Origin of the sequence: Undibacterium sp. YM2 (assembly GCF_009937975.1) — a bacterium.
Lineage (GTDB): Bacteria > Pseudomonadota > Gammaproteobacteria > Burkholderiales > Burkholderiaceae_D > Undibacterium.
This window is the reverse complement of the sequence record NZ_AP018441.1, coordinates 1,328,172-1,350,490: the sequence shown is the minus strand read 5'-3', so window position 1 is coordinate 1,350,490 and position 22,319 is coordinate 1,328,172. Positions and strand designations below refer to the sequence as shown.

Here is a 22,319-nt window from a genome sequence, read left to right as displayed (position 1 = left end):
GATAGTCTTTATTGTTGTTTCCGCTTGCACAAACCAAATGACCCACAGACTGCGGGCGAAACCATGTAAACTGCTTTGATGTTACAGCCTGCCCAAGCCTGCGGTAGAACAAGCAAGCGACCTCAAAAAACATATGAAAAAAACAAGCAAAGCTGTCTGGTCTGAAAATCCAAAACAGAACAGCATATTAGCTGCGCTACCCAAGGCAGATTTCGAGCGTATCCTGCCTGATCTGGAACTAGTTCCTCTTCCATTGAAGTGGACTATGCTGGAATCAGGTGACCATGTACGCTACCTGTATTTCCCCATATCCGGCATCGTCTCGTTGATCTATGCACTGGAAGATGGTTCGTCGAGCGAAGTTGCCCTGGTCGGAAATGAAGGCATGGTGGGCATTTCCATCTTCATGGGTGGGGATAGCATGCCATCCAGCACGGAGGTGCAAAGCACAGGCAAGGCATACAAACTCAGCAGAAAAGTCATGAAAAGAGAATTTTCCCTGGGCGGCAAGTTGCAGCAATATGCTCTTCTATACACTCAGGCGCTGATTTGCCAGACCTCACAAACAGCGGTGTGCAACCAGCATCATTTACTCGATCAGCAATTGTGCCGCTGGCTCCTGATGAGTATGGACAGATTGCATTCTGAAGATATCGTGATCACCCAGGAAATGATTTCCAATTTATTAGGCGTGCGGCGCGAAAGCGTTACGCAAACAATAGGCCAATTGCAAAAGGACGGATTAATTGCCAGCAGACGCGGTCATATCAAGATCATTGACAGAGCGGCAATGGAAGCTCGTGTCTGTGAATGCTATGAAGTCGTCCGCAAAGAATACCTGCGGCTACTACCGCCCGTTCCAGATGCCGACCCGGCAACGGTGCTGTAGCGATAAGCTAGCGATTGTTCATCCATATGTATGATGCGCACTTTGTCATAAAGTGCGCAGTAAGATGGACAAGTAAGTCATTGGTGCTGCCATACAGGGAGAATTTTTTACAGCTTGGGCCTTGCCCGGCGTCCCAAGACATCTTAATCGCATTTCCCCTCTTGAGGAAATGATCATGAGGCTATGTGTTACGTGGCAGTATGCTGGCAAACTATGGGGTAGTCACCTTGTTCATTTTCTCCATTATTGGCTTGCAGGCAAATATCCTGCAGCTTCAATCTTAAAGAACGTGCTTGCGCTGGTTTGCCGTAACCCACTCTCCCCATAAAGCAGGTATTTTCCAAAGCTCCCGGGTAGCAGCGCGCTGCAAGATCTTGATGCAATGCCTGCACCTGTTTCTGTATGCCTGCTTCAGCACTGCAAGGCCGCCCCGCATTGACATACCAGCTAAAGATCAGTGGCGTCATTTCTGGCTGCAATTGTATACCCAGTTGTGTGGCAGTCAGCCATAAGCGTTGCAGGCTGCGGCCTGCAGCGACGAAGTCTTCAGCGGTTTGTGGTTCTTTCTTTGCCACGATCATGAAATGCGCAGCGCAAAACAATGCGGGCACCAGATCCAGCTGCAAACGTGGCAACCAGGTACCTGCCATATAGCGGTTCATCCAGCTAACGCGTTGCCAGCTATGCATGGCCCAGCGCATGATTAGCAAACCCAGCTTATCCATGCCTATGGCCTGGTCTGGTATACGGTCTGTACTGAATTGCTTGCCCCAGTCTATGGCTTTTTTATGCACGGGAAAGGCTTCTGGCATGGTCAGGCGTATTTGGGCATTGCGCCACAACAATTTCGCCATTTGCCAGCGTTGTTGCCAGCCACCAAACCAGCGTATGCTGAAATTGTCTCCGGCTGCCTGTTCCAGCGCCAGTTGATGTTCGGGCCGCAAACCCCTTGTGGACAGCGCACGTCTTTGCACGCTTCTTTTTTCTATCATCTCCACCAGGGGATGGGGACTGCAAATATCCAGAGGCAGAAGCCTGACCTGGTAGGCAATGGCATCGCTATTGCCAGATTTGTCCTGACTATCCAGGCGCAGAAATTCTGCCTGGCGATGCTGATGGCTGGCTGCCAGGCTGATATTTTCCAGCAGAGCACCGAGGGCGATCTGGCTGGGGCGGCCATCAAAATCATAGACCACTGTGTCGCGGGTATCAAAGGCACGGATGATGAAGACATCTTCTGAAACGACTTCAAAGCGCCAGTTCTGTACATTATCACCACTGGGTGCCCAGCGCGCCTTGTCCAATATGTATTCAAGCGGGCTCATGCTGTTTTTCTGCAGTTGCCAGTTTCTGCCCCAACATGCGTCTGGCAATCGCCAGCTTGATTTTTTGCAAGGGGTTGCGGTTGCCACCGGGCAGCCAGGTTTTCTTCAATTCTTGCCGGTAAGCGTCGTAATGGATGCCGCGCGGCGCACAAACCACCTTGCCGCGTCCCAGCAGGATTTTTGCAGCTTCCGTTGCCGCCACACCTGCACACAACTGACAGGCCATGACCGTTGACGGGCCTTTTTTCAAATCCAGCCGCACCCGACTGGGATCAACCAAGTAAGAGCCATGCAGACGTGCCGGCGCCAGCCCGATTAAAAAGCGTATGCCTTGCTCAAATTCTGATTGCCCCTGCATCTGGAAATAATCATCAAAACTCATTTTGCCAGGCATGAAGGACAATACGGCAGTCCCCATGCCCAAGGGGGCAGCGGTGACAGCAGGTATGCCTTTGCGATAGCAGGCAGCAAACACGGCGCGGCGGGTATCGAAGGCAAAAAAGTCCAGGCTGTCGATATAGATATCGACACCATCCAGAAAGGCATCCATATTGGCTGGCCCTATACCCTGGGCAAAAACTTCTATCTGCAGCTCAGGATTGATATCCCTGGCCATGGCCTGCATGACTTGCGCCTTGTCTCTACCGAGGGTGGATTGCATGGCACCAGCCTGGCGGTTCATGTTCGGCAAATCAAACTGGTCAAAGTCTGCAATATGGAAAGCACCTATGCCCAGTCTGGCCAGTGTCAGTAAATGCGCACCACCTACTCCACCCATGCCAGCGATGGCTGCCTTCTTGCCACGCAGTTGTGCCTGCTCTGCCTCGGTAAACCAGCCCAGATTACGGGAAAAAGCCTGGTCGTAATCAAAAGATGGGCCCGGCTGAGCAGGATGCACTAGTAGTGGTTTCATTCGTATTGCTCACTCATGCCCTGCATGCGGGCAGCCAGACGGGCTTCCTCTTCAGGGGAAAACAGGTAAGGATAAAAAGAACGTTCAGTATCAGCCAGCTCTGGTTTACCACCAAAAATCTCTATCATCCTGGCGACATAATGCAAATCGATGCCCAGCAAGACAGATGGTGCCTGCACCTGCTGGTTATCCCTGACATCACTCAGGACAGTAAATTTCAGCATGCGCTGATAGAAGGCCACATGCCTGGGATTAACCTCTATACAGATATAGTTGTATTGACGCACCCGCAATGCCCAAATCTCGGCCAGGTGGAACAAGGAGGCGAGCACACTGCGGGATTTGACTTCTTTTTCTATCGCCAGTTTGGTGAACTGGCATAGCTTTGCACCTCTCCTGCGCAAGCTATCAAGTTCAAACTGGTACAGTTTGTCGAGCGGCAGGCCTTCGCCGGCATCAAATTGCACACTGAGCGTACCAACCACACGGTTTTCTATGGTCGCCTGCAGGCTGAGGATATTTCCGGTTTTGCTCGCTTCAGGGTGGGCATAACCACGCGAGGAAAACCGTTCATTGACCAGCATGTTGATGGTTTCACGGTCATTTCTGGAATTCACCAGCTTGACCTTGAAGCCTGGAATCTGCTTGTTCGGCCAGGGATAAACTGGTGGCTGCCGCCTGAAAGCATCCGCCTTATTCTGGCGCGGAACATCCAGGGGCATACCAATGATGGTATTTGTCTGAGCAAGTGAGTGCATGATCTTATCCAAAGTATAAGCAGTTTGAGGGACTACAAAACCTTTCCTGTGGAGTGCGCACCCACCTTTTGGAAACAGAAATATCGTTTCTGTGCAGTAAGTATATTCATGCCTGCTGAAAATTAATAAGCTAAAATAGACAAGCGATGTGCCGATTCAGCCATGACTTGTAAGCAAATCTATGTAATCAAATGTTACCGCTACGCTTTGATCTCTTATTTCTGGAAGGCTGCATGCCTGGTGCCATGCTCACCAGCATTGATGCCATTACCGCAGGAAATACCCTGTGGAGTTTGAGAAACCCTGAAAAATTAAGCCAGGCTGGCAGGCGTGCCCTGCCATTTCGCTGGCGCATCATTGATGTGCATGGCAAAGCCCTGCATTTGCCATGGCTGACAAACACCATGGACCCCGGCTTTGACGGCACCGATGAATATCTGCCGGCGAGGCAAACCGTGCTGGTCGTGCCTGGCTTGCAAATAAGCACCATTTATGAGCTGGACCAGCGGGTTAAAACTGGTGTGGCAGAAAAAGCCTTGCTGCAGTCACGTCATCAATCGGGGGCCGTTATTGCTGCGAGTTATAACGCCACAGGCTTTCTGGCAGAAGCAGGCTTGCTGGAACACAAGCAGGCAAGCATGAGCTGGATGATGAGCGGATGGCTGAGCGACAATTATCCGAATGTCTTGCTGAATTTGCGTCATGAGGTGGTGATTGACGGCAATCTGTTCACAACGGGCGCACCGGCCAGCAATTACCGCCTGATTTATGAAGTCATGCGCCTGCAGTACGGTGACGCGTTGGCCAATAGCGCCATCGACGCCACCTATTACCGCGAGGAGCGCTACAAGATCAGTGCCGACATGAACCCTGTGCTCTCCACCAAAGCGCGCGATGGCATCGTCTTCAAGGCCCGTGTGTGGCTGGAAGCAGACCTGAGCCGCAGCTACAACTTGCAGGAAGTGGCCCATGCCGCTGCCGTCAGCCCACGCACAATCAACCGCTACTTCAACGAAGTACTGGGAATGTCGCCGCTCTCGTATCTGCAAAAACTGCGCATACAAAGAGCCAAGCAATTACTTGAAATTAGCATGCTGGATGTCAGCGCCATCGTTGAGCAATGCGGCTACCGCGACAACAGCTCATTTTGCCGCCTGTTCAAAAGAGAAACGCAAATGAGTCCCTTGCAATTCCGCCGCCGTTTCAACTTCAGGACAGACAAGCGCTGGTGGCGCGCCACTGACGCCACCTCTTACGATACTGACTGAATCCTGCCACGCCCGAGTTTACACAGCACACATATTGGCTCAGACTGAGCCTATTTCACCCAACAAAAAGATGGAAACTGAAACATGTTAATCAACTGCGTTACTTATCAGGAAGGTCGCAAACTGTCAGACATACCCGTCGCAGAAATCAGCGACTATGTACAACATAAGGACCAGTTTGTCTGGGTGGCCCTGCGCGATGCCTCGGATGAAGAATTACAGGAAATGCAGGTTGAGTTTGAACTGCATGAGCTGGCGGTAGAAGATGCGCGTCACGGTTATCAAAGGCCAAAGATAGAAGAATATGGCGACTCGCTGTTTGCCGTCATCCACACGGTAGAAATGCTGGAAGGCGAGTTGCATACGGGCGAACTCAACCTCTTTGTCGGTGACAATTATGTGCTCTCGGTGCGCAACCGTTGCCAGCAAAATTTTCTAGGTGTGCGGCAACGCTGCGAACGAGAACCGCATTTGCTCAGGCATGGCTCATCTTTTGTGTTTTATGCGCTGATTGATGCCGTGGTCGATCGCTACTTCCCCGTCGTGGAAGCCCTGGAAGAAGAACTGGAACTCATCGAAGAACAGATTTTCACCAAAGGCAGTGAACGTGCCAACATCCAGCGTCTGTACCAGCTCAAGCGCAAGATCATGGTGGTCAAACATGCAGTCACACCTTTGATGGAAGCCTGCGGCAAACTGTTTGGTGGCCGCGTGCCAGCCTTGTGTGTGAATACCCAGGAATATTTCCGCGATGTCTATGATCATTTATACCGCATCAATACCTCGATAGAAACCATACGCGACACCATCAGCACAGCGATACAGGTCAATTTATCCATGGTTGCGATTGATGAGAGTGAGGTCAACAAACGTCTGGCCGCAGGTGCGGCGATTTTTGCAGTCCCCACCGCCTTTGCCGGTATCTGGGGCATGAACTTCAAGGCCATGCCAGAACTGGAATGGCATTTCGGCTATCCCATGGCCCTGGGCATCATGTTCTCGGCCTGTGCCTATCTGTATTACCGCTTCAGGAAGTCAGGCTGGCTGTGACCTGAGTTCACTCTTGGCACGACTTACATGGTATCAGGCAAGTCATTATCGGTGTCTCAGCGCTGCAATGAGGTCTGGACTCCTTGCAGATGAAGGATGCGCTGTTCATTCAATTCCAGTATGCACAGGTAGCGCCGGTGCGAACCGCCTGTGCCACCAGCGGCGAGCGCAGCTTGCAGCTCACATTGTTCTTTGCGATAGAGCAAATACTGCTTGCCTGCGGATAACATATAGCGCTGCACCCGGCCACGGTTTGTTGGCGTATCGTCCCAGCGCAACACCATGGAGGAGGTATCTGCTTCTGTTCGCTGCAGCAGCGTGTCACTGTCCCTGACCCGTTGTTCCAGACAAGTACGTGCATCTGCCTGGCCGCCAATGAAAAAACAGTCTTCACCAGATGCAGCACGTTGCGCCCATGCACCTGCACTGGAAACCGACAAACTCAAACACAACAGTAATTGAGGCAAGCGCATCTTGTTCCTGTTTATCTAAAAAATGAGTGTTGCATATTATCAAATCCACACCTGATTGTGCTATCTTGCCGGACTGAGGGAAGTTCAACATCGTGCATAATCAAAAAAATCAGAGAGCAAGCATATGAACGTGGATGTGGAAATTGCAACGGATGTGGCAACAGCAGCAGTGCTGGTCAATGAAGCAGAAAAGAGCGCCTCACATGTGACTGGCGCAGCAGAGCATCATCATGCATGCGCCAACTGCAATACTCCCCTGCAAGGGGCCTATTGCCACGCCTGTGGTCAGTCTGGTCATATACACAAATCCCTGTTGCACCTGGTAGAAGAGCTTTTGCATGGTCTGTTTCACTTTGAGACCAAGGCTTGGCGGACTATTCCAAAACTGATCTGGTCACCTGGTAAACTGACCCGCGACTATATAGATGGCCAGCGCACACGCTATGTATCGCCTTTGGCCCTGTTTTTGTTTTTGATCTTTTTGATGTTCTTTGTGTTTTCTTTCACGACGAGCAATCCGCTCGAGAGCATTACTGACAAGCCGCACACCAGGGAAGGAATCAGCAGGGTCTTGCAAGAGAATCAGGCGAAGCTGACATCCCTGCAAAGTGAACGTGGCAAATTGCCGGCAGGAGACTCGAAACTGGAAGAACTGGATGAGAACATCGCCGATCTTAAGTCAGAGATCACTGCACTGGAAAGTTCATTGAATTTACTTGGCATCAAAAATGATGGAAATGGCCAGGTAAAGGACGATGACAAAGACCAGGGCGTGGGAAAACTCGCGCAAAAACTGGATGAAAAACTGTTTAAAAAAATAGAAGAGAATCAAGCCAAGCAAGCGGCAAAAAAACAAAAGGTCACGGTTACCTCATCTCTTCCATCCATACAGGAAAAAATCAAGCATGCGGTCAATACACCTGAATTGACCCTGTACAAAATGAAGAGTAATGCATCGAAACTTGCCTTCATGCTCATGCCTATTTCATTGCCGTTTTTATGGCTGCTATTCATCTTCAAGCGCAGATATGGCATGTTCGATCATGCGGTGTTTTCGCTGTATTCCCTGTCCTTCATGGCCCTGCTTCTGATGACAACGGCCATACTGAATACCATGGGTTTCAGCACCACAGCAGTACTGCTATTTGTGTTTGTGCCACCCCTGCATATGTTCAGGCAGTTACGTGAGGCCTATCACCTGGGAGTAGCTGCCAGCCTGTGGCGCACGATAGCCTTGCTGTTCGTGGCTGGATGTTCTTTGCTCATGTATCTGTTACTGATTTTGAGCGTGAGCGCCTGATCAGTTTGTAGTGTGCGGTGTGCAGTGTACGGTGTGTAGTATGCAGTGTGTATTGTGTAACCGGGAAAAGCCTGAACTCTAGGTTTCCCAGGTAACCCGGTTGCGGCCATTGCTTTTGGCCTGATACAAGGCCTTGTCAGCGCGTTCAAGCAAACGGCCAAGGCGGTCATCCTCGGTCCGGTATATGGCTATGCCTATGCTTACTGTCAGTGAGAACGGCTCGCCAGCGGCAGAATTCAGCAGCAGGGACTGTACATGGGCGCGTATGCGTTCAGCCACGAGCAAGGCTTCTGGCTGATTGGCCTGTTGCAAAAGCACGCAAAACTCTTCTCCACCAAGACGGCCAAACAGGTCGGACTCCCGTAATTCCAGTTTGACGGCCTCAGCAAAATTTATCAACGCCAGATCACCAGACTGGTGACCATATTTATCATTAATGCCCTTGAAAAAATCCAGATCCAGCATCATCAGCGTCATCTGGGTTTGATAGCGCTGGCAGCTTTTGAAGATATGCTCGGCATGCTCAAGAAAAGCGCGGCGGTTGGCAATGCCGGTCAGAGAATCCGTGGTTGCCAACCTTTGCATTTCTCGTTCAAGCAATTTTCGTTGAGTGACGTCCCTGCAAATGCCTTCTGCACCGGCATAATTGCCCTCATCGTCATACAGCGCCTGGCTATTGACTGATATATCGATGATGCGACCATCTTTGGTGACCATTTGTCCGGGGAAATCACTGACCATGCCGTGCAGCATGATCTCTTTTCTAAAGGCTTCCCTGTCGCCCATTTGCGGATATAGTTCCGCTGCTGGCTTGCCCTCAATTTCTTCAGGGGTGTAACCCAATATTTTAGTGACTGCAGGACTGACTTTTTGTATGATGCCATTGACATCAGTACGGTAATACACGTCCTGCATGTTTTCAAACAAGCGCCTGAAATTGAATTCGCTGAGGCGCAATTGCTCCTCCATTTCGCTGTGCTCGGTCATGTCCATGCCGCTGATCATGACAGCATCCCTGCCTTCAAATTCTATCGCATTGCTGATCACCAGCAGCATGCGGAAATTACCTTTGCTGGTACGTATGCGAAATTTACTATTCGCATTCGCCCAGTTGCTGCCCTGCTTTTTCAATCGTCCCTGTGATCTTGGCTGGTCAATGGGGTGGACAAATTCATCAACAGACTTGCCCAGCAATAGCTGCTCGTCACTGACCTCGAGCAATTGCACTGCAGCGGGATTGAGTTTCACCAATTTGCCATCGACCACAATCGCCACCGCGACTGGCAAGATATCAAACAGGTAAGTGTAATAATGATCTTTGTTCAAGAATGATCCGATCAGGTCCGGCTTCAATTGATAGACATGCAGAAAAGCATGATTTCATTTTACTGCCGGGCAATGATGAGCAAAGTAAGAAAATGCAAGATCAGGCAGTTTGTTTTTGATGCACAACAACAAGGGAATTGAAAGCAAAAACTTAATAGCCAAATTTAATAGATAAAGAATACATACCGAAAATCTTATGTATTTTGCTCAAGATTTACCTTGTCATCAAGCTGTCAGATGTATCACTTAGTGTATGCTAGCCTGGGTGCCGATGATAGCGAGAGTCGGCTCCTGCCTGGACCACTATTGAGCAATATTGACCATCATTGACCCGCACTTACCACTCAACAATACACCATGAATAATTCCCTGTCCCGCATCCCCCTGCCCATGCGCCGCTTATTTTTGCTGACCTGCCTTGCTGCTTCTGCCAGCATGCCTGCGCACGCCGCAACGGTCGCAGAAAAACCAGCACAAGCCAAACTCATTGTGGTTCTGGTCGTTGATGGCCTGCCTCAAGAACAAGTAGTGCGCTACCGCGATCAGTTTGGACAAGGCGGCTTCCGCCGCTTGCTGGACCAGGGTGCCTGGTTCTCGGATGCACATCAGGCGCACGGGATTACCGTCACAGCGGTTGGTCACTCTGCGGTGCTGACTGGCGCTTACCCTTATCAACATGGCATCATCGGCAATAACTGGATAGACCCGGTCACGCTGGAATCTGTCTATTGCACAGAAGACAAGCAATATACTTATATAGGCGAAGAAACCAAGGCCAGTGATGGCACATCCCCAGCCAACCTGCGCGTCAGCACCCTGGGCGATGAATTGCGTTATTCGAACGGTGAACACAGCAAGGTAATCACCGTGTCCGGCAAGGACAGGGGCGCAATCCTGCTGGCGGGCAAAACCGGTACTGCCTATATGTACATGAGCAAAACTGGCAACTTCGCCAGCTCCACGTATTACATGAAGTCTCATCCACAATGGGTGCAGCAATTCCAGGCGGCAAAACCGCAAGACAAGTTTTATGGCAAGGAATGGCGTCCCCTGCTGCCGGATGCGGCCTACGCAAATGATGCCGACGACGAGCTGGTCATCAACCAAAAAGAGAAAGACAAGCGCTTCCCTTTCAAATACGTCAGCAAGTCAGGCAAGCCTGATGCTGAATACTACAAGGATCTCTATACTGGTCCTTATGTCGATGAAATGACACTGGACTTTGCCCGTGCTGCGATAGAGGGTGAAAAGCTGGGGCAAAATCCGACCGGTGTGCCGGACGTACTCGGTGTCAGCCTGTCCAGCCATGATTATGTGAATCACAGCTTTGGCCCTGAAAGCCGCATGTCGCATGACCATCTGCAAAGACTGGACAGGATGCTGGCCGCTTTCTTTACTTATCTGGACAAGCGCATAGGCCTGGAAAACACCATGGTAGTGCTGACCGCAGATCACGGCTTCCCGAATGTGCCTGAATTTGCGCAATCCATCAAACGTGATGCACAGCGCCTGGATAGCAAGAAGATAACGGCAGATCTGAATCTGTACCTGGCAGAAAAATTTGGGCAAAAAGACCTGGTCCGCAAATGGTCTAATCCCAACTTCCTGCTTGACTACAAACTCATGGAGCAAAAAAACCTCAAGCGTGAAGAGGTGGAACTGGCAGCAGCCAGGTTCCTGCAGGGCGTACCAGGTATTGCTGACAGCTTTACCCGCACTCAGTTTGAGAACGGTAATCTGCCACGCACCCGCATAGGCACACTGGTACAACGTGCCTGGAATAAACAGCGTTCAGGCGATGTCATGGTCGTCACCAAACCTTACTGGTATTTTGCCAGCGAGGCACATGGCACATCGCATGGCTCACCTTATATCTACGACACCAATGTGCCATTGATACTGATGGGCAAGCCTTTCAAAGCCGGTTCTTATGGCCAGTATGCTGAAGTCATGGACATTGCCCCTACCCTGGCTCACCTGTTGCGGGTACGTCCACCGTCAGGTTCTGAAGGCCGGGTGCTGACAGAGATATTGCGCTGATTCCAATCACGCTAAATGGCAGGACGAAAAAAAACCGCATGATTAAAATCATGCGGTTTTTTTAACATCATACAATCAGCTTATTTCGCCTGACGGTAATTGTTTTGCATCGTATAGCCGCGTGCATATAAAGCAAACAGGAAGGCTGCCAGCAAGGCAAAACCAGCGAAGAAGAACATCTGGAAAGCCGTGACGCTCATGCCAGTCGATTTGATTTGCTCGGTCACTGCCTCACTCTTGACACTGGAATTAGCCAGCAAAACCCACAGGTTACCTATCGTGACGGACAGATTCCAGAAGCTCATGATCACGCCCTTCATCGCCAGAGGTGCCTGGCTATAGGCAAATTCCAGCCCTGTCGTGGATACCAGCACCTCACCAAAGGTCAGCAAGGCATAAGGCAGAATTTGCCAGACGATGGTCAGGGCATTGCCACCATCAATCGCCACCTGCATGAAACCCACAACTATCCAGGCCAGGCCAGAGAAAGCGATACCTGTGCCCATGCGGCGCAAGGCAGTCAGCTCCACGCCTTTGCGTTTCAACAGCGGATACAGGATTAAATTATTGAAAGGAATCAGCAACATCACCAGCATAGGATTCAAAGCCTGCATTTGTGAAGATGCAAACCATGAGGGCTTGGTCATCTGATCAGCCTGCAAGACCCAGGTCGATGCCTTTTGATCAAACAAGGACCAGAACGGCGTCACCAGAGCAAACACAACCAGGATGCGCAATACCGAACGCACACCATCAACCGCCACATCAGGATGGATGCCACGGGCACGTTCCAGTTGCATCCAGGTACCCATGCCACCAAAGCCCATTACCAACACCAGCGCCAGGCACAGCGCCGCCACGATACCGACTTTAGGAATCAGGAACATCGAGCCTATCGCCAGCAACACGCCAGCGACTGCGATGAAGTAACCAGTTTTAGCCTGTCCAGGTGCATTAGTAGTCAATGCGGTACGAACTACATTCAAGAAGGAATGTGGATCACGTGGTGCCGGTGGTACATGGACATATTTGGTGCGGCCTGTCCAGAAAACGATAGTCGCAATCAGCATCAGCACGCCGGGGATACCAAAGGCGATACTGGGGCCAGTCAAAGTAAACTTCAGTACGCCGAAAATGTCAAAGGTAGTAGTGGGGCTGAATTTTTTAAGGAAATAAGGCATCAACAGAGATGCAAAGAAAGAGCCAAAATTGATGATCCAGTAAAAACCATCAAACACTTTTTGCGCCAGCGAACGGTTGGTCTGATCAAACTGATCGCCAACAAAAGATGTTACCAGTGGTTTGATCCCACCCGACCCCAGGGCAATCAGGAATAGTCCGGTATAAAAACCGTTACGGCTATCTTCAAAAATAGCCAGGCATGCATGGCCGCAGCAATACACAAGGCTGAGCCAGAACACCGTATTGTATTTGCCAAAATAACGGTCAGCCAGCCAACCCCCAAGTAAGGGGAAGAAATACACGCCAATGACGAAGGTATGAAACACTTCCTTCGCCATGTCCTTGCGCATTTCTTCAGGCATGGATAGCAGCAAGCTGGTCGTCAGGAAGGAGACCAGAATATTGCGCATGCCATAAAAACTGAAGCGCTCGCAGCCTTCATTGGCGATGATATACGGTATTTGCTTAGGCATCCGCGCCTTGTCGGCGCTATCCATAGCCACGGATTGAGTCATTCGTCTCTCCTGTTTCAATTGTTTTTTTCACAGCCTGGGCAAACTGTCTCTTGTAAAGACAGGCTTGCCTTTTTGGGATCATGGATAAGTTTTGCCAGTATATAAAATGGATATATCTGGAAAAACAGTGGGCGAAGTATCCAGATTTGTGCAGGGGTAGTCAAGCATGAAAACATGCTCATTTGCGAGAGAAAAGCCTTGCAGCGAAGCATGCTTCAACAATCAAGGAGAAATCATGTCAGAGAGCTACCGTAATGTCATGCCACACCAGCCAGTAACCGGGCTGCAAGCCTTATGAATAAAGGCTTTGTGCACCGCAAAAATAAAAAACTTATGGGTTGATGACGATATGGTTATGAGTAAAAATCAGGCAAAATAATTTTTTTAATTAAGCCATATTTCATGCTGTAAAAAAGAAAATGCCCACTGTGAAGTGGGCATTCATCTCATCAGGCTACGGCAGGTTTGCCGCTGATCTTGCGCCACAGTTTGAATGGCAGGCGGTAGATAAAGCGCAGCATGACCAAAGTCAGCAAGACTTCAATAAAAGTCGCGATGAACGCAAAGAAGCTGTTCCAGCGCGATTCACGGCGGCGGAACTTGGCGATCATGCGGTCATGGCTGATTTCTATGCTGTCATAGAAAGTCGGTACGACCAGCAAGGTCAGGAAGGTGGAAGTAATCGTCCCACCTATGATGGCAATCGCCAGCGGACGGTAAAACTCACCGCCCTCACCCAGGCCTATCGCTACTGGCAACATACCGGCAATCAGCGCAAAGGTCGTCATCAGGATAGGACGCAAGCGCTTGCGGCCAGCATACATGAGCGACTCTTCACGGTCATAACCTTCTTCTTCCCGCTTCCTCGCGCAATCAAGCAAGAGAATCGCGTTCTTGGCGACCAGACCCATGAGCATGATGATGCCAATAAAGCTCATGAGGTTCAGCGTACCCTTGGTCAGCAGCAAGGCAACTACCACCCCTATCAGGCTCAAAGGCAGGGACAGCATGACGGCAATAGGTGCTGTGAATGAGCCGAACTGCATGACCAGAATCAGGTACATCAGGCCTATGCCGGATACCAGCGCGATGGTCATTTCAGTAAACAATTCTTTTTGCGAACGTGCAGCTCCACCCAGTTCTATACCAAAACCAGTCGGGAAGTTCATGGCCCTGGCGATCTTCAGGGCCTCGGTTGTGACTTCGCCAGAAGACTTGCCCTGTGCATTGGCAGACACTTCTATCATGCGTTTGCCATCGGTATGCTGGATCTTGGCGGGGCCCTTGCCCATGGTGATCTTGGCAATCTGCTCCAGTGGCACCATCTTGTCACTACCAGCTACGGCAATCGGCAGGCGTTCTATGTTTTCTGCGCTGATCCTGTCGTCAGGGTGCAGGCGCACAGCCACGTCACGCGCTTCACCAGTAGGATCGACCCAGTCACCAATCTCAACGCCGGCAAAAGCCACGCGCAATGCCTGGGCCGCATCATTGACCGAAATACCGAGGGAATTTGCCAGGCCACGGTCAAGCTCTATCTGCAATTCATCCTTGGGGTCTTGCTCAGACAAACCTACATCCACCGCGCCAGGAACTTTGCTGAGCTGCCCCATGAAGTCAGTGGCAATCTCGGTCAGTTTTCTGGAGTCAGGGCCAGAGAACCTGATCTGCACCGGTTTTCTGGCACCATTGCTGAGATCATCCTGCACCACATATTCTGCACCAATAATCGTAGCCACCAGTTTGCGCAATTCTATGCCGACTTCAGTAGCCGAGCGCTTGCGCTCGGTACTCTTGCCGATATCGACATATACCCGTCCGCCACCGGCATTGATCACGCTGTTGGTGGCCTTGGTTTCTTTGATGGTACGGGCAAGCTCGGCGGCTTTTTCCACCTTCATGCGGCCATAATCAAGACTGGCACTGGAAGGAGTACGCACATCAATGACCAGGGTACCATTGTCAGACACAGGCAGGAAACTGGTACCACCTTTGGTCGCATGCAAGGCGATGGCACCGGCAAAACTCAGCGCCGCAATCAGGGCCATCCAGATGCGGTGATGCAAGGCCCAGGCTATGACATTGCCGTAACGATCAGCCTGGTGATCAAACCAGGCATTGAAACTGGCAAGCAGTTTACTGATACCACGCTTGGGTTCAAGGTGATGGCCAACCGGGTCACCCCAATAAGCCGACAACATAGGGTCAAGCGTAAATGAAATAAACAAACTGACCAGCACGGAACTGGCAACCGTCAGCGCAAATGGCCTGAACCATTCACCAGAAACACCGGGCATGAAAGCCACGGGGATAAACACGGCAATGATGGAGAAGGTGGTGGCAGCGACGGCCAGGCCTATCTCCTTGGTACCATTGCTGGCAGCAGTGCGGCGGTCTGACCCCATTTCCATGTGACGCACGATGTTTTCCCGCACCACAATCGCATCATCAATCAATACACCGATTGCCAGTGACAGGCCCAGCAGGGTCATGAAGTTCAGGGTAAAGCCGCACAACCACACCGCGATGAAAGCGGCAATCACCGAAGTCGGCAGACTCATGGCCGTGATCAGGGTAGAACGCCATGAATTGAGGAAGACATACACCACAAAAATCGTCAACACCGCACCAAACATCAGGGATTCGATGACGTTGTTCAGGCTTGATTGCGCATCCTTGCCGCCGTCTTGCGTGACCTCCAGCTTGCTGCCTTTGGGCAGGGTCTTGTTGATCTCTTCTATCAGGTCGCGCACTTTATTGGCAACGGTGACAGTACTGGCATCGCGCGAACGGGTGACCGAGATACCGACATTGGGGTTGCCATTGCGCACACTGAAACCACCTATCTCGGCAAAGCTGTCAGCAATCTCGGCCACTTGCGCGAGCCTGACCAGGTCAGTACCACGACGCTTGATAACGATATTCTGAAATTCTGCCGGTGACTCTATGCGGCCTATCAGGCGTATGCTCTGCTCCTCCAGCTTGCCGCGCACCTTACCTACTGGTGCCGTGGTATTCTGATTGCGCAAGGCTGTCACCACTTCACCGACCGAGACATTGTATTCACGCAGTTTTTGTGCGTGCAGCAGCACGGTCAATTCACGCCGCAATGAGCCATTCACACTGACGGTGGCAACGCCATCGATGCCGCGGAATTTATCCGACAACTCATCCTCCGCCAACCGTGAAATCTCGGCATGACTGAGTGTGCTGGACGACAGTGCCATCTGCATGATGGGCTGCGCCGACGGATCACTGCGCTCCAATATCGGTTCGCGCATTTCTGTCGGCAATTTATAGCGCACAGATGCAATCGCATTGCGTACCTCGTCCGAGGCTTCAATCAGGTTTTTATTGAAGTTAAAAACAATAACGACTTGCGCCCGGCCTTCAAACGCTGTCGAACGCACCTGATACACGCCAGTAATGCTTTGCAGTGATTTTTCGAGACGGTTGATAATCTCGCGCTCCACCGTTTCGGGTGATGCACCAGGATAGGGGATGCTGACCACCAGTACCGGTTCTTCCACATCGGGTATCTGGTTGACCTTGAGTTTCTTCAGCGCCAGCAAACCTATGCACATGAGGGCGATGATAATCACTATCATCGCAATCGGGCGTTTAATACTAAAATCAGAAAGGAACATGATTATTTCCCTTGTGGATTGGCAGTCGCAGCTGGTGTGGAAGCTGCTGCAGTCAGATCAGCCCCGGCGGTAGCAACCATTTTCACCTTCTGGCCATCTACCAGAGTCGAAACCGGATTGCGTATGACCTTGTCGCCATCCACCAGACCACTGCGCACTTCAAAATCACCACGGCGCGGGTCACGCTCGCCTATCACGATGCTGATTTTTTTGACCATGCCATCCTTGACACGCCAGGCATAAGCCTTGTCACCGTCGCGCAGCAGGGCTGTGCTCTTGATCATCAGGGTCTGGGTAGAACCCGTCTCTATGCGGCCTTCTGCATACAGGCCGGACACCTTGGGAGGGGTCGCATCAGCAAAAGCGACCAGCACTTCGACCTGCCTGGTGGTGGCGTTGGCTGCCATATCAACACGTTTGACCTTGCCTGCAAACTGCTGGTCGCCATAACCATTGACGCGAAAACTGACCGCCTGACCTATCTTGACATTGTTGACCTTGTCGGCAGACAGCAAGCCTTCAAAGCGCATGCTGGTCGGGTCGATGACCTTGACCAGTTCCTTGCCTATCTGGGCGGTATCACCTGCCGAGACCTTACGCTCGCTGACAACACCATCAAAGGGTGCGCGCACTTCCGTACGCTGCATTTGCTGGCGCGCCTGCACTGCACGCGCCTTGGCGGCTACCAGGTCACTCTGGGCATTGTTACGGCGTATTTCTGCATCTTCCAGTTGCTGGGTCGAGGTCATGCCGGAGGCACGCAAGGTCTTCAGGCGCTGAAACTGGCGCTCAGCCTGCTCCAGTGTCTGCGCCGAGGCCCTGGCGGCTTCTTCAGCTGAATTAAGGCTGTCGCGTATCGAAGTATCATCAAGACGCACCAGCAAGTCACCACGCTTTACAGTCTCGCCATTTTCTTTCAGCACCTGTAAAACGACTGTAGATAATTCCGAGCGCAGGTCTGCCTTGCGTTCTGGCTGTATCGAGCCGGTAATCACGGGCCCGGATGAGAGCGCACTATTTTGTATGGTTTGCAAGTCTTCTTCAGTAACCAGCAAGGGACTGTCTGGTATCTTGGCGCTGGCAGGCTTTGCGCTTGCCGGGCTAGTACCTGCACTGGCCTTGGCCTGATCCGAGTCCTTGCCATCTTTTCCTCCCTTGCTGCATGCCGTCAATGCCAGGGCAAGGGTAAGAAAAATCAGACTGGGTCGCAACATGGTGGTTCTCCGTATATTTATAATAAATGTTTCGCTAAGAAGCTGATTTGTAACAAAAAGTTCCAACTCTTGCCAAGTATCTATGAGCATGCAGGCAAGTGTCAATCATGCATTTCCAGCGACATTACCAGCTAGCAACACTCCCCCTTTGTCGCTTACTTATGGGTGAATTTCTTGCATTTCGATCACAAGTCCGGTAGGCTCCCGCCTCCTGCGTATCTATCAAGCTCTCATTGTGTCTGTTATTGTTTCTGTTCAAGCGCCTGCACCAGCTTCACCGCCCGTCTTACTGATTGTTACTGATGTTTTTGGCAATACGCCAGCGGTTGCCAGTTTTGCCCGGCAATTTCCCCTGCCCTGCCTGACCGTTTCGCCTTTTAGTGGCGAGAAAACACAATACCCGGCAGAAACACTGGCTTATCACGCATTTATTGCCGAAGGCGGCGTTGCTGCCTATGCCGAAAACCTGGCCCGTATCATAGAAGAGCATCAATCCAGCCTGCGTTATGCGATAGGCTTTAGCGCCGGAGCCAGTGCACTCTGGCTCAATAGCGCCATGCCGGCCATGGCTGGCCTGCAGCAAGCCGTGCTGTTTTATGGCTCGCGCATACGCGATCATCGCGAGGTAAAACCTGTTTGCCCAATGCGCCTGATTTTTGCCGAGCAGGAAGCAGCCTTTGAACCGGCAGAGCTGGTAGCCGACTTGCGACGGCGGAATCAGGATGCAGAACTGGTCAAGGGCAGCAAACATGGCTTCATGAATCCCTATTCCGCTGGTTTTTGCCTGAAAACCCAGGAACGTTTTATGAAAGAGTTGCTTGATCTGACGCAAATCAGCGTTGCAGCATGAATAAAGACCCTGCTTGTAGCTGGCTGGCAAGATTGAGTTTCACACCCTATTCCCCTATACTTCGCACGCGTGACACAATCACCGCCCTGCGTTTTTGATTGCACCAACCCGTGATCAAAGACAGTTTTATTTGCATGACAACACCACTATTTAACTAACTTTTTTTGCGGCACCAGTGCATCTGCCTGATCTGGCAGCTCGTCTGGTTGATCCGCGCGGAGCCATAAGCATGACCGCTTTTGTATTTAATGAAATCAATTTCGACGACCACGAACAAGTCGTGTTCGCATCCGAAGCCAAATCCGGCTTGAAAGCCATCATCGCAGTCCACAACACCAATCTTGGCCCGGCCATGGGTGGCTGCCGCATGTGGAATTATGCAGATGAAGCCGAAGCCGTACGTGACGTATTGCGCCTGTCGCGCGGCATGACCTACAAGAACGCCGTTGCTGGCCTGCCTATAGGCGGCGGCAAGAGCGTCATCATCGGCAACCCGAAAACTGACAAGACTCCTGCCCTGTTTGAAGCCCTGGGTGAAGCCCTGGAGCGCCTGGGTGGCCGTTATGTCACAGCAGAAGACGTAGGCACCAGCCCGGCTGACATGGCCAATGTTGCGAGCAAAACCAAATACGTTGCCGGTCTGGGTGACCGTGGCGACCCATCCCCTTACACCGCACTGGGCTGCTTCGTTGGTGCCCAGGCTGCAGTCAAACACCATTTAAAGCGTGACAGCTTTGATGGCCTGACCGTGGCCCTGCAAGGCCTGGGTCATGTCGGTTATGACTATGCGCGCCAGTTGAAAGAAGCCGGTGCCAAACTCATCGTTACCGACATCGACCAGGGTGCACTGAAACGCGCGCAAGAAGAACTGGGTGCGGAAGTCGTCGCCATCGACGCCATCTATGATGTGCAAGCCGATATCTATGCACCATGCGCCCTGGGTGCAACCCTGAACCCGGACACCCTGTCACGCCTGAAAGCGAAGATCGTTGCAGGTGGCGCCAACAACCAGCTGGCAACACCAGAGATGGGCGAACTCTGCCGTCAAAAAGGTATCTTGTATGCGCCTGACTTTGTCATCAATGCCGGTGGCATCATCAAGGTTTGCTACGAATACCTGAACACCCCAGAAGACGGCATGGTCGCCCATGTACGCCGTATCGGGGAAACCCTGGCAGAAGTATTTGCCCGTGCTGACGCAGAAGGCTTGCCGACCAGTGTTATTGCTGACCGTATTGCCGAAGCAAAATTCAGGAAATAACTTTTAAAGTTAAAAATTTTTGGCTATACCTTGAAAGAAAAAACCGCCGGACACTTTGTCTGAGCGGTTTTTTTCATTTAGACAGGGTCTTTTTCACACCAAGGCTTCCCTGACACATCAAATGCCGCGTTAAGACAACAAATGTGACTATTTCATCCTTGAAATAATTTACTCTATTCGCTATTAATGAAATCACGAGAAAGCCAAAGAGAATTCTTTCATTGATCAATTCCATGTGAGGGCATGAGTGGTTCTCGCCAATGTCACATCTGTAAAGCATGTTTTTACTCTTGCAGTAAATCAGGGACCCTATTTTTGATTTGCGTCTATTGCAGATCCCGCAATGCCAAATGTTTTTCCATATTTCAACCCGAACAATGCTGTTTAACCTTGATATGAAAGCTGGTAGCTGAAAAGGTAACGTTTTTGGCAAACACACTTTCGGCATGACTTTTGTTTTCGGCTAAAAAGGAAATGAAAATGAAGAATCTGAAAATCGCTACCCGGCTCTGGTCAGGATTTGGTTTTGTCATCATGCTATTGGTGGTCTTAGTACTGCTATCCGTTTCGCGCATGCGTCAAGCTGAGCAACGGATGGACAATATGCTGGAAGATCGTTACAAGAAGATTACACTGGCTACAGAAGTAAAATATAACGTATCACTAATACATCAACAAATGCGTAATGCCATCATAGCTATTAATGGAGAGGGGGTGAAAAGCGCTATCGAAACCATGAATGCAATACGGGCAAAAAACAAGGAATTGTTAGATGCCTTCGACAAAATCATCAACGTACCCAAGGCACGTGAAATCTTTAATGCTATTACCGACGCCCGCAGCAAGGACCTTGCGGCGCAAAAAGAATTGCTGACAATGCTGGAAGCAGGAAAACAGGATGAGGCGAAGATATTTCTCTCCCAAGTAGTGCGACAAACGGAGCAAACCTACATCAAACTCTTAACTGAAATGATAGATCTCCAGGCCGGAAAAATGGCAGAGGAAGCAAAATTCAGTAAAGCTGAATTCAGAAATGCACAGCAACTGATGTTTGGGATTACTCTCGTCGCTTTGGTGCTGTCTCTTGTGATAGCCCATTCCATCACACGTGGCATCACAAAACCGATGAATGAAGCTGTCAGTTTGGCAAGGCAAGTAGCAGACGGTGATCTTACAGCTAACATCCAGTCCAACTCAAGCAATGAAACTGGTCAATTGATGCTGGCATTGAAGGACATGAACAGCAGCCTGAACAAGATTGTCCGTGAAGTACGCAACGGCACGGATGTGCTCGTTACGGCATCTGGGCAAATTGCCATTGGAAATCAGGATCTGTCTTCGCGAACAGAAGAACAAGCCAGTTCACTTGAAGAAACCGCGTCTTCAATGGAAGAGCTGACATCAACGGTTAAACAAAATTCTGACAATGCACGCCAGGCGAATCAGTTGGCCAGATCCGCGTCGGAAGTTGCTATCAAAGGAGGATTAGTGGTCTCACAAGTCGTTGACACGATGGGATCCATCAATGAATCTTCAAAAAAGATAGTCGACATTATTGGTGTAATTGATGGTATCGCTTTTCAAACCAACATCCTGGCACTCAATGCAGCAGTTGAAGCCGCACGTGCAGGCGAACAGGGCCGCGGGTTCGCCGTAGTCGCTGCTGAGGTACGTAACTTGGCGCAACGTTCGGCAGCCGCTGCCAAGGAAATTAAGTCCCTGATCGGTAACTCGGTGGAACAAGTCGAAGTCGGCGCCAGGCTCGTCAGCCAGGCGGGAGTGACCATGAATGAGGTTGTTGCCAGTGTCAAACATGTAACTGACATCATCAGTGAAATCACTTCAGCCAGCGATGAGCAAACATCGGGGATTGAGCAAATCAACAAAGCAATCATCCAAATGGATGATGTAACTCAGCAAAATGCCGCTTTGGTGGAAGAAGCCGCAGCTGCATCAGAAAGCATGCAGGAACAGGCTACGAATCTGGCGCGCGTAGTAAGCGTATTCAAGATCATGGCGAGCCAAGAGAACATGCCTCCCCAGTTACGAACCAAAAACAACAACATGCGCCCCGGGACCTTACTCGCCATTTCATAGCGCCGATAAAATCTTGTGTCTGTCAAAATTCCTTTTTGAATTTTTCAGTCATGCTCTCAAGCGCTACTTCATGAACAGTCGATTGTATCCGTCTCAATTGTATTGATCTGTATCTATTTTCAATTCTCTAAAAACCTTACTCTAGTTTTGATGGTAACTATGGTCAGGCTTGCATTTCCATGCACTACTTCACGTGCAGCAAAGAAAAGAA

16 protein-coding genes are annotated in these 22,319 nt (G+C 50.7%); 8 read left to right on the top strand and 8 right to left on the bottom strand.

The window, feature by feature from the left end; all coding sequences use genetic code 11:
- Positions 1–133 precede the first annotated feature (133 nt).
- Positions 134–889, top strand: coding sequence for a Crp/Fnr family transcriptional regulator (locus UNDYM_RS06090; RefSeq protein WP_162040251.1), 756 nt, complete (start codon positions 134–136; stop codon positions 887–889).
- 188 nt (positions 890–1,077) lie between these two features.
- Here the strand turns inward: UNDYM_RS06090 and UNDYM_RS06085 are convergent, their stop codons facing one another.
- The 3 genes from UNDYM_RS06085 to UNDYM_RS06075 are packed head-to-tail and all read right to left on the bottom strand — an operon-like array spanning position 1,078 to position 3,885.
- On the bottom strand, positions 1,078–2,214 hold the full coding sequence (locus UNDYM_RS06085) for a nitroreductase family protein (protein ID WP_162040250.1): 1,137 nt from the start codon (positions 2,212–2,214) through the stop codon (positions 1,078–1,080).
- Entirely contained in the window at positions 2,201–3,127 is a 927-nt protein-coding gene (locus UNDYM_RS06080; RefSeq protein WP_162040249.1) for a ThiF family adenylyltransferase, read from the bottom strand. The genes UNDYM_RS06085 and UNDYM_RS06080 overlap by 14 nt, the downstream gene beginning before the upstream one ends.
- Entirely contained in the window at positions 3,124–3,885 is a 762-nt protein-coding gene (locus tag UNDYM_RS06075) for an N-acetyltransferase (RefSeq protein WP_162040248.1), read from the bottom strand. The genes UNDYM_RS06080 and UNDYM_RS06075 overlap by 4 nt, the downstream gene beginning before the upstream one ends.
- Positions 3,886–4,076: 191 nt before the next feature.
- On the opposite strand from UNDYM_RS06075, the gene UNDYM_RS06070 reads away from it, so the two are divergent.
- The gene (locus UNDYM_RS06070; protein ID WP_162040247.1) at positions 4,077–5,153 is read left to right on the top strand and encodes a GlxA family transcriptional regulator; all 1,077 of its coding nucleotides are present in this window, start codon (positions 4,077–4,079) and stop codon (positions 5,151–5,153) included.
- A gap of 84 nt (positions 5,154–5,237) precedes the next feature.
- On the top strand, positions 5,238–6,203 hold the full coding sequence (gene corA / locus UNDYM_RS06065; protein WP_162040246.1) for a magnesium/cobalt transporter CorA: 966 nt from the start codon (positions 5,238–5,240) through the stop codon (positions 6,201–6,203).
- Between the two features lie 56 nt (positions 6,204–6,259).
- Here the strand turns inward: corA and UNDYM_RS06060 are convergent, their stop codons facing one another.
- On the bottom strand, positions 6,260–6,676 hold the full coding sequence (locus UNDYM_RS06060; RefSeq protein ID WP_162040245.1) for a lysozyme inhibitor LprI family protein: 417 nt from the start codon (positions 6,674–6,676) through the stop codon (positions 6,260–6,262).
- A gap of 124 nt (positions 6,677–6,800) precedes the next feature.
- Here UNDYM_RS06060 and UNDYM_RS06055 point away from each other — a divergent pair, with 124 nt between their 5' ends.
- Positions 6,801–7,976: a DUF3667 domain-containing protein gene (locus UNDYM_RS06055; RefSeq protein ID WP_162040244.1), complete on the top strand. Its 1,176-nt coding sequence runs from the start codon at positions 6,801–6,803 to the stop codon at positions 7,974–7,976.
- A 78-nt stretch (positions 7,977–8,054) separates the two neighbouring features.
- Here the strand turns inward: UNDYM_RS06055 and UNDYM_RS06050 are convergent, their stop codons facing one another.
- On the bottom strand, positions 8,055–9,302 hold the full coding sequence (locus UNDYM_RS06050) for a GGDEF domain-containing protein (protein WP_232063755.1): 1,248 nt from the start codon (positions 9,300–9,302) through the stop codon (positions 8,055–8,057).
- A 357-nt stretch (positions 9,303–9,659) separates the two neighbouring features.
- On the opposite strand from UNDYM_RS06050, the gene UNDYM_RS06045 reads away from it, so the two are divergent.
- Positions 9,660–11,342 (top strand): alkaline phosphatase family protein, encoded by a 1,683-nt coding sequence (locus tag UNDYM_RS06045; RefSeq protein ID WP_232063750.1) that lies wholly within the window; start codon positions 9,660–9,662, stop codon positions 11,340–11,342.
- Between the two features lie 80 nt (positions 11,343–11,422).
- On the opposite strand, the gene UNDYM_RS06040 is transcribed toward UNDYM_RS06045, so the two are convergent.
- From UNDYM_RS06040 to UNDYM_RS06030, 3 genes are all read right to left on the bottom strand, one after another.
- On the bottom strand, positions 11,423–13,039 hold the full coding sequence (locus UNDYM_RS06040; RefSeq protein WP_232063748.1) for an MFS transporter: 1,617 nt from the start codon (positions 13,037–13,039) through the stop codon (positions 11,423–11,425).
- A gap of 449 nt (positions 13,040–13,488) precedes the next feature.
- Positions 13,489–16,686: an efflux RND transporter permease subunit gene (locus tag UNDYM_RS06035; protein WP_162040243.1), complete on the bottom strand. Its 3,198-nt coding sequence runs from the start codon at positions 16,684–16,686 to the stop codon at positions 13,489–13,491.
- A gap of 2 nt (positions 16,687–16,688) precedes the next feature.
- Positions 16,689–17,900, bottom strand: a complete 1,212-nt coding sequence (locus UNDYM_RS06030; RefSeq protein ID WP_162040242.1) for an efflux RND transporter periplasmic adaptor subunit — start codon at positions 17,898–17,900, stop codon at positions 16,689–16,691.
- A gap of 235 nt (positions 17,901–18,135) precedes the next feature.
- Here UNDYM_RS06030 and UNDYM_RS06025 point away from each other — a divergent pair, with 235 nt between their 5' ends.
- The 3 genes from UNDYM_RS06025 (at position 18,136) to UNDYM_RS06015 (ending at position 22,108) form a co-directional block, all read left to right on the top strand.
- Complete coding sequence (locus UNDYM_RS06025; RefSeq protein WP_162040241.1) at positions 18,136–18,750, top strand: hypothetical protein; 615 nt, start codon at positions 18,136–18,138, stop codon at positions 18,748–18,750.
- A 229-nt stretch (positions 18,751–18,979) separates the two neighbouring features.
- Positions 18,980–20,011 carry a Glu/Leu/Phe/Val dehydrogenase gene (locus UNDYM_RS06020; protein WP_162040240.1) on the top strand — a complete coding sequence of 344 codons (1,032 nt, stop codon included), beginning with the start codon at positions 18,980–18,982 and terminating at the stop codon, positions 20,009–20,011.
- Between the two features lie 480 nt (positions 20,012–20,491).
- Positions 20,492–22,108 (top strand): methyl-accepting chemotaxis protein, encoded by a 1,617-nt coding sequence (locus UNDYM_RS06015; RefSeq protein WP_162040239.1) that lies wholly within the window; start codon positions 20,492–20,494, stop codon positions 22,106–22,108.
- Positions 22,109–22,319 lie beyond the last annotated feature (211 nt).

Bases quoted from the DNA above. Each gene is read 5' to 3' on its own strand.
- UNDYM_RS06075 (WP_162040248.1), bottom strand. From the start codon at position 3,885: ATGCACTCACTTGCTCAGACAAATACCATCATTGGTATGCCCCTGGAT.
- UNDYM_RS06020 (WP_162040240.1), top strand. From the start codon at position 18,980: ATGACCGCTTTTGTATTTAATGAAATCAATTTCGACGACCACGAACAA.
- UNDYM_RS06080 (WP_162040249.1), bottom strand. From the start codon at position 3,127: ATGAAACCACTACTAGTGCATCCTGCTCAGCCGGGCCCATCTTTTGAT.
- UNDYM_RS06060 (WP_162040245.1), bottom strand. From the start codon at position 6,676: ATGCGCTTGCCTCAATTACTGTTGTGTTTGAGTTTGTCGGTTTCCAGT.
- UNDYM_RS06045 (WP_232063750.1), top strand. From the start codon at position 9,660: ATGAATAATTCCCTGTCCCGCATCCCCCTGCCCATGCGCCGCTTATTT.
- corA (WP_162040246.1), top strand. From the start codon at position 5,238: ATGTTAATCAACTGCGTTACTTATCAGGAAGGTCGCAAACTGTCAGAC.
- UNDYM_RS06040 (WP_232063748.1), bottom strand. From the start codon at position 13,039: ATGACTCAATCCGTGGCTATGGATAGCGCCGACAAGGCGCGGATGCCT.
- UNDYM_RS06070 (WP_162040247.1), top strand. From the start codon at position 4,077: ATGTTACCGCTACGCTTTGATCTCTTATTTCTGGAAGGCTGCATGCCT.
- UNDYM_RS06085 (WP_162040250.1), bottom strand. From the start codon at position 2,214: ATGAGCCCGCTTGAATACATATTGGACAAGGCGCGCTGGGCACCCAGT.
- UNDYM_RS06090 (WP_162040251.1), top strand. From the start codon at position 134: ATGAAAAAAACAAGCAAAGCTGTCTGGTCTGAAAATCCAAAACAGAAC.
- UNDYM_RS06030 (WP_162040242.1), bottom strand. From the start codon at position 17,900: ATGTTGCGACCCAGTCTGATTTTTCTTACCCTTGCCCTGGCATTGACG.
- UNDYM_RS06015 (WP_162040239.1), top strand. From the start codon at position 20,492: ATGAAGAATCTGAAAATCGCTACCCGGCTCTGGTCAGGATTTGGTTTT.
- UNDYM_RS06055 (WP_162040244.1), top strand. From the start codon at position 6,801: ATGAACGTGGATGTGGAAATTGCAACGGATGTGGCAACAGCAGCAGTG.
- UNDYM_RS06035 (WP_162040243.1), bottom strand. From the start codon at position 16,686: ATGTTCCTTTCTGATTTTAGTATTAAACGCCCGATTGCGATGATAGTG.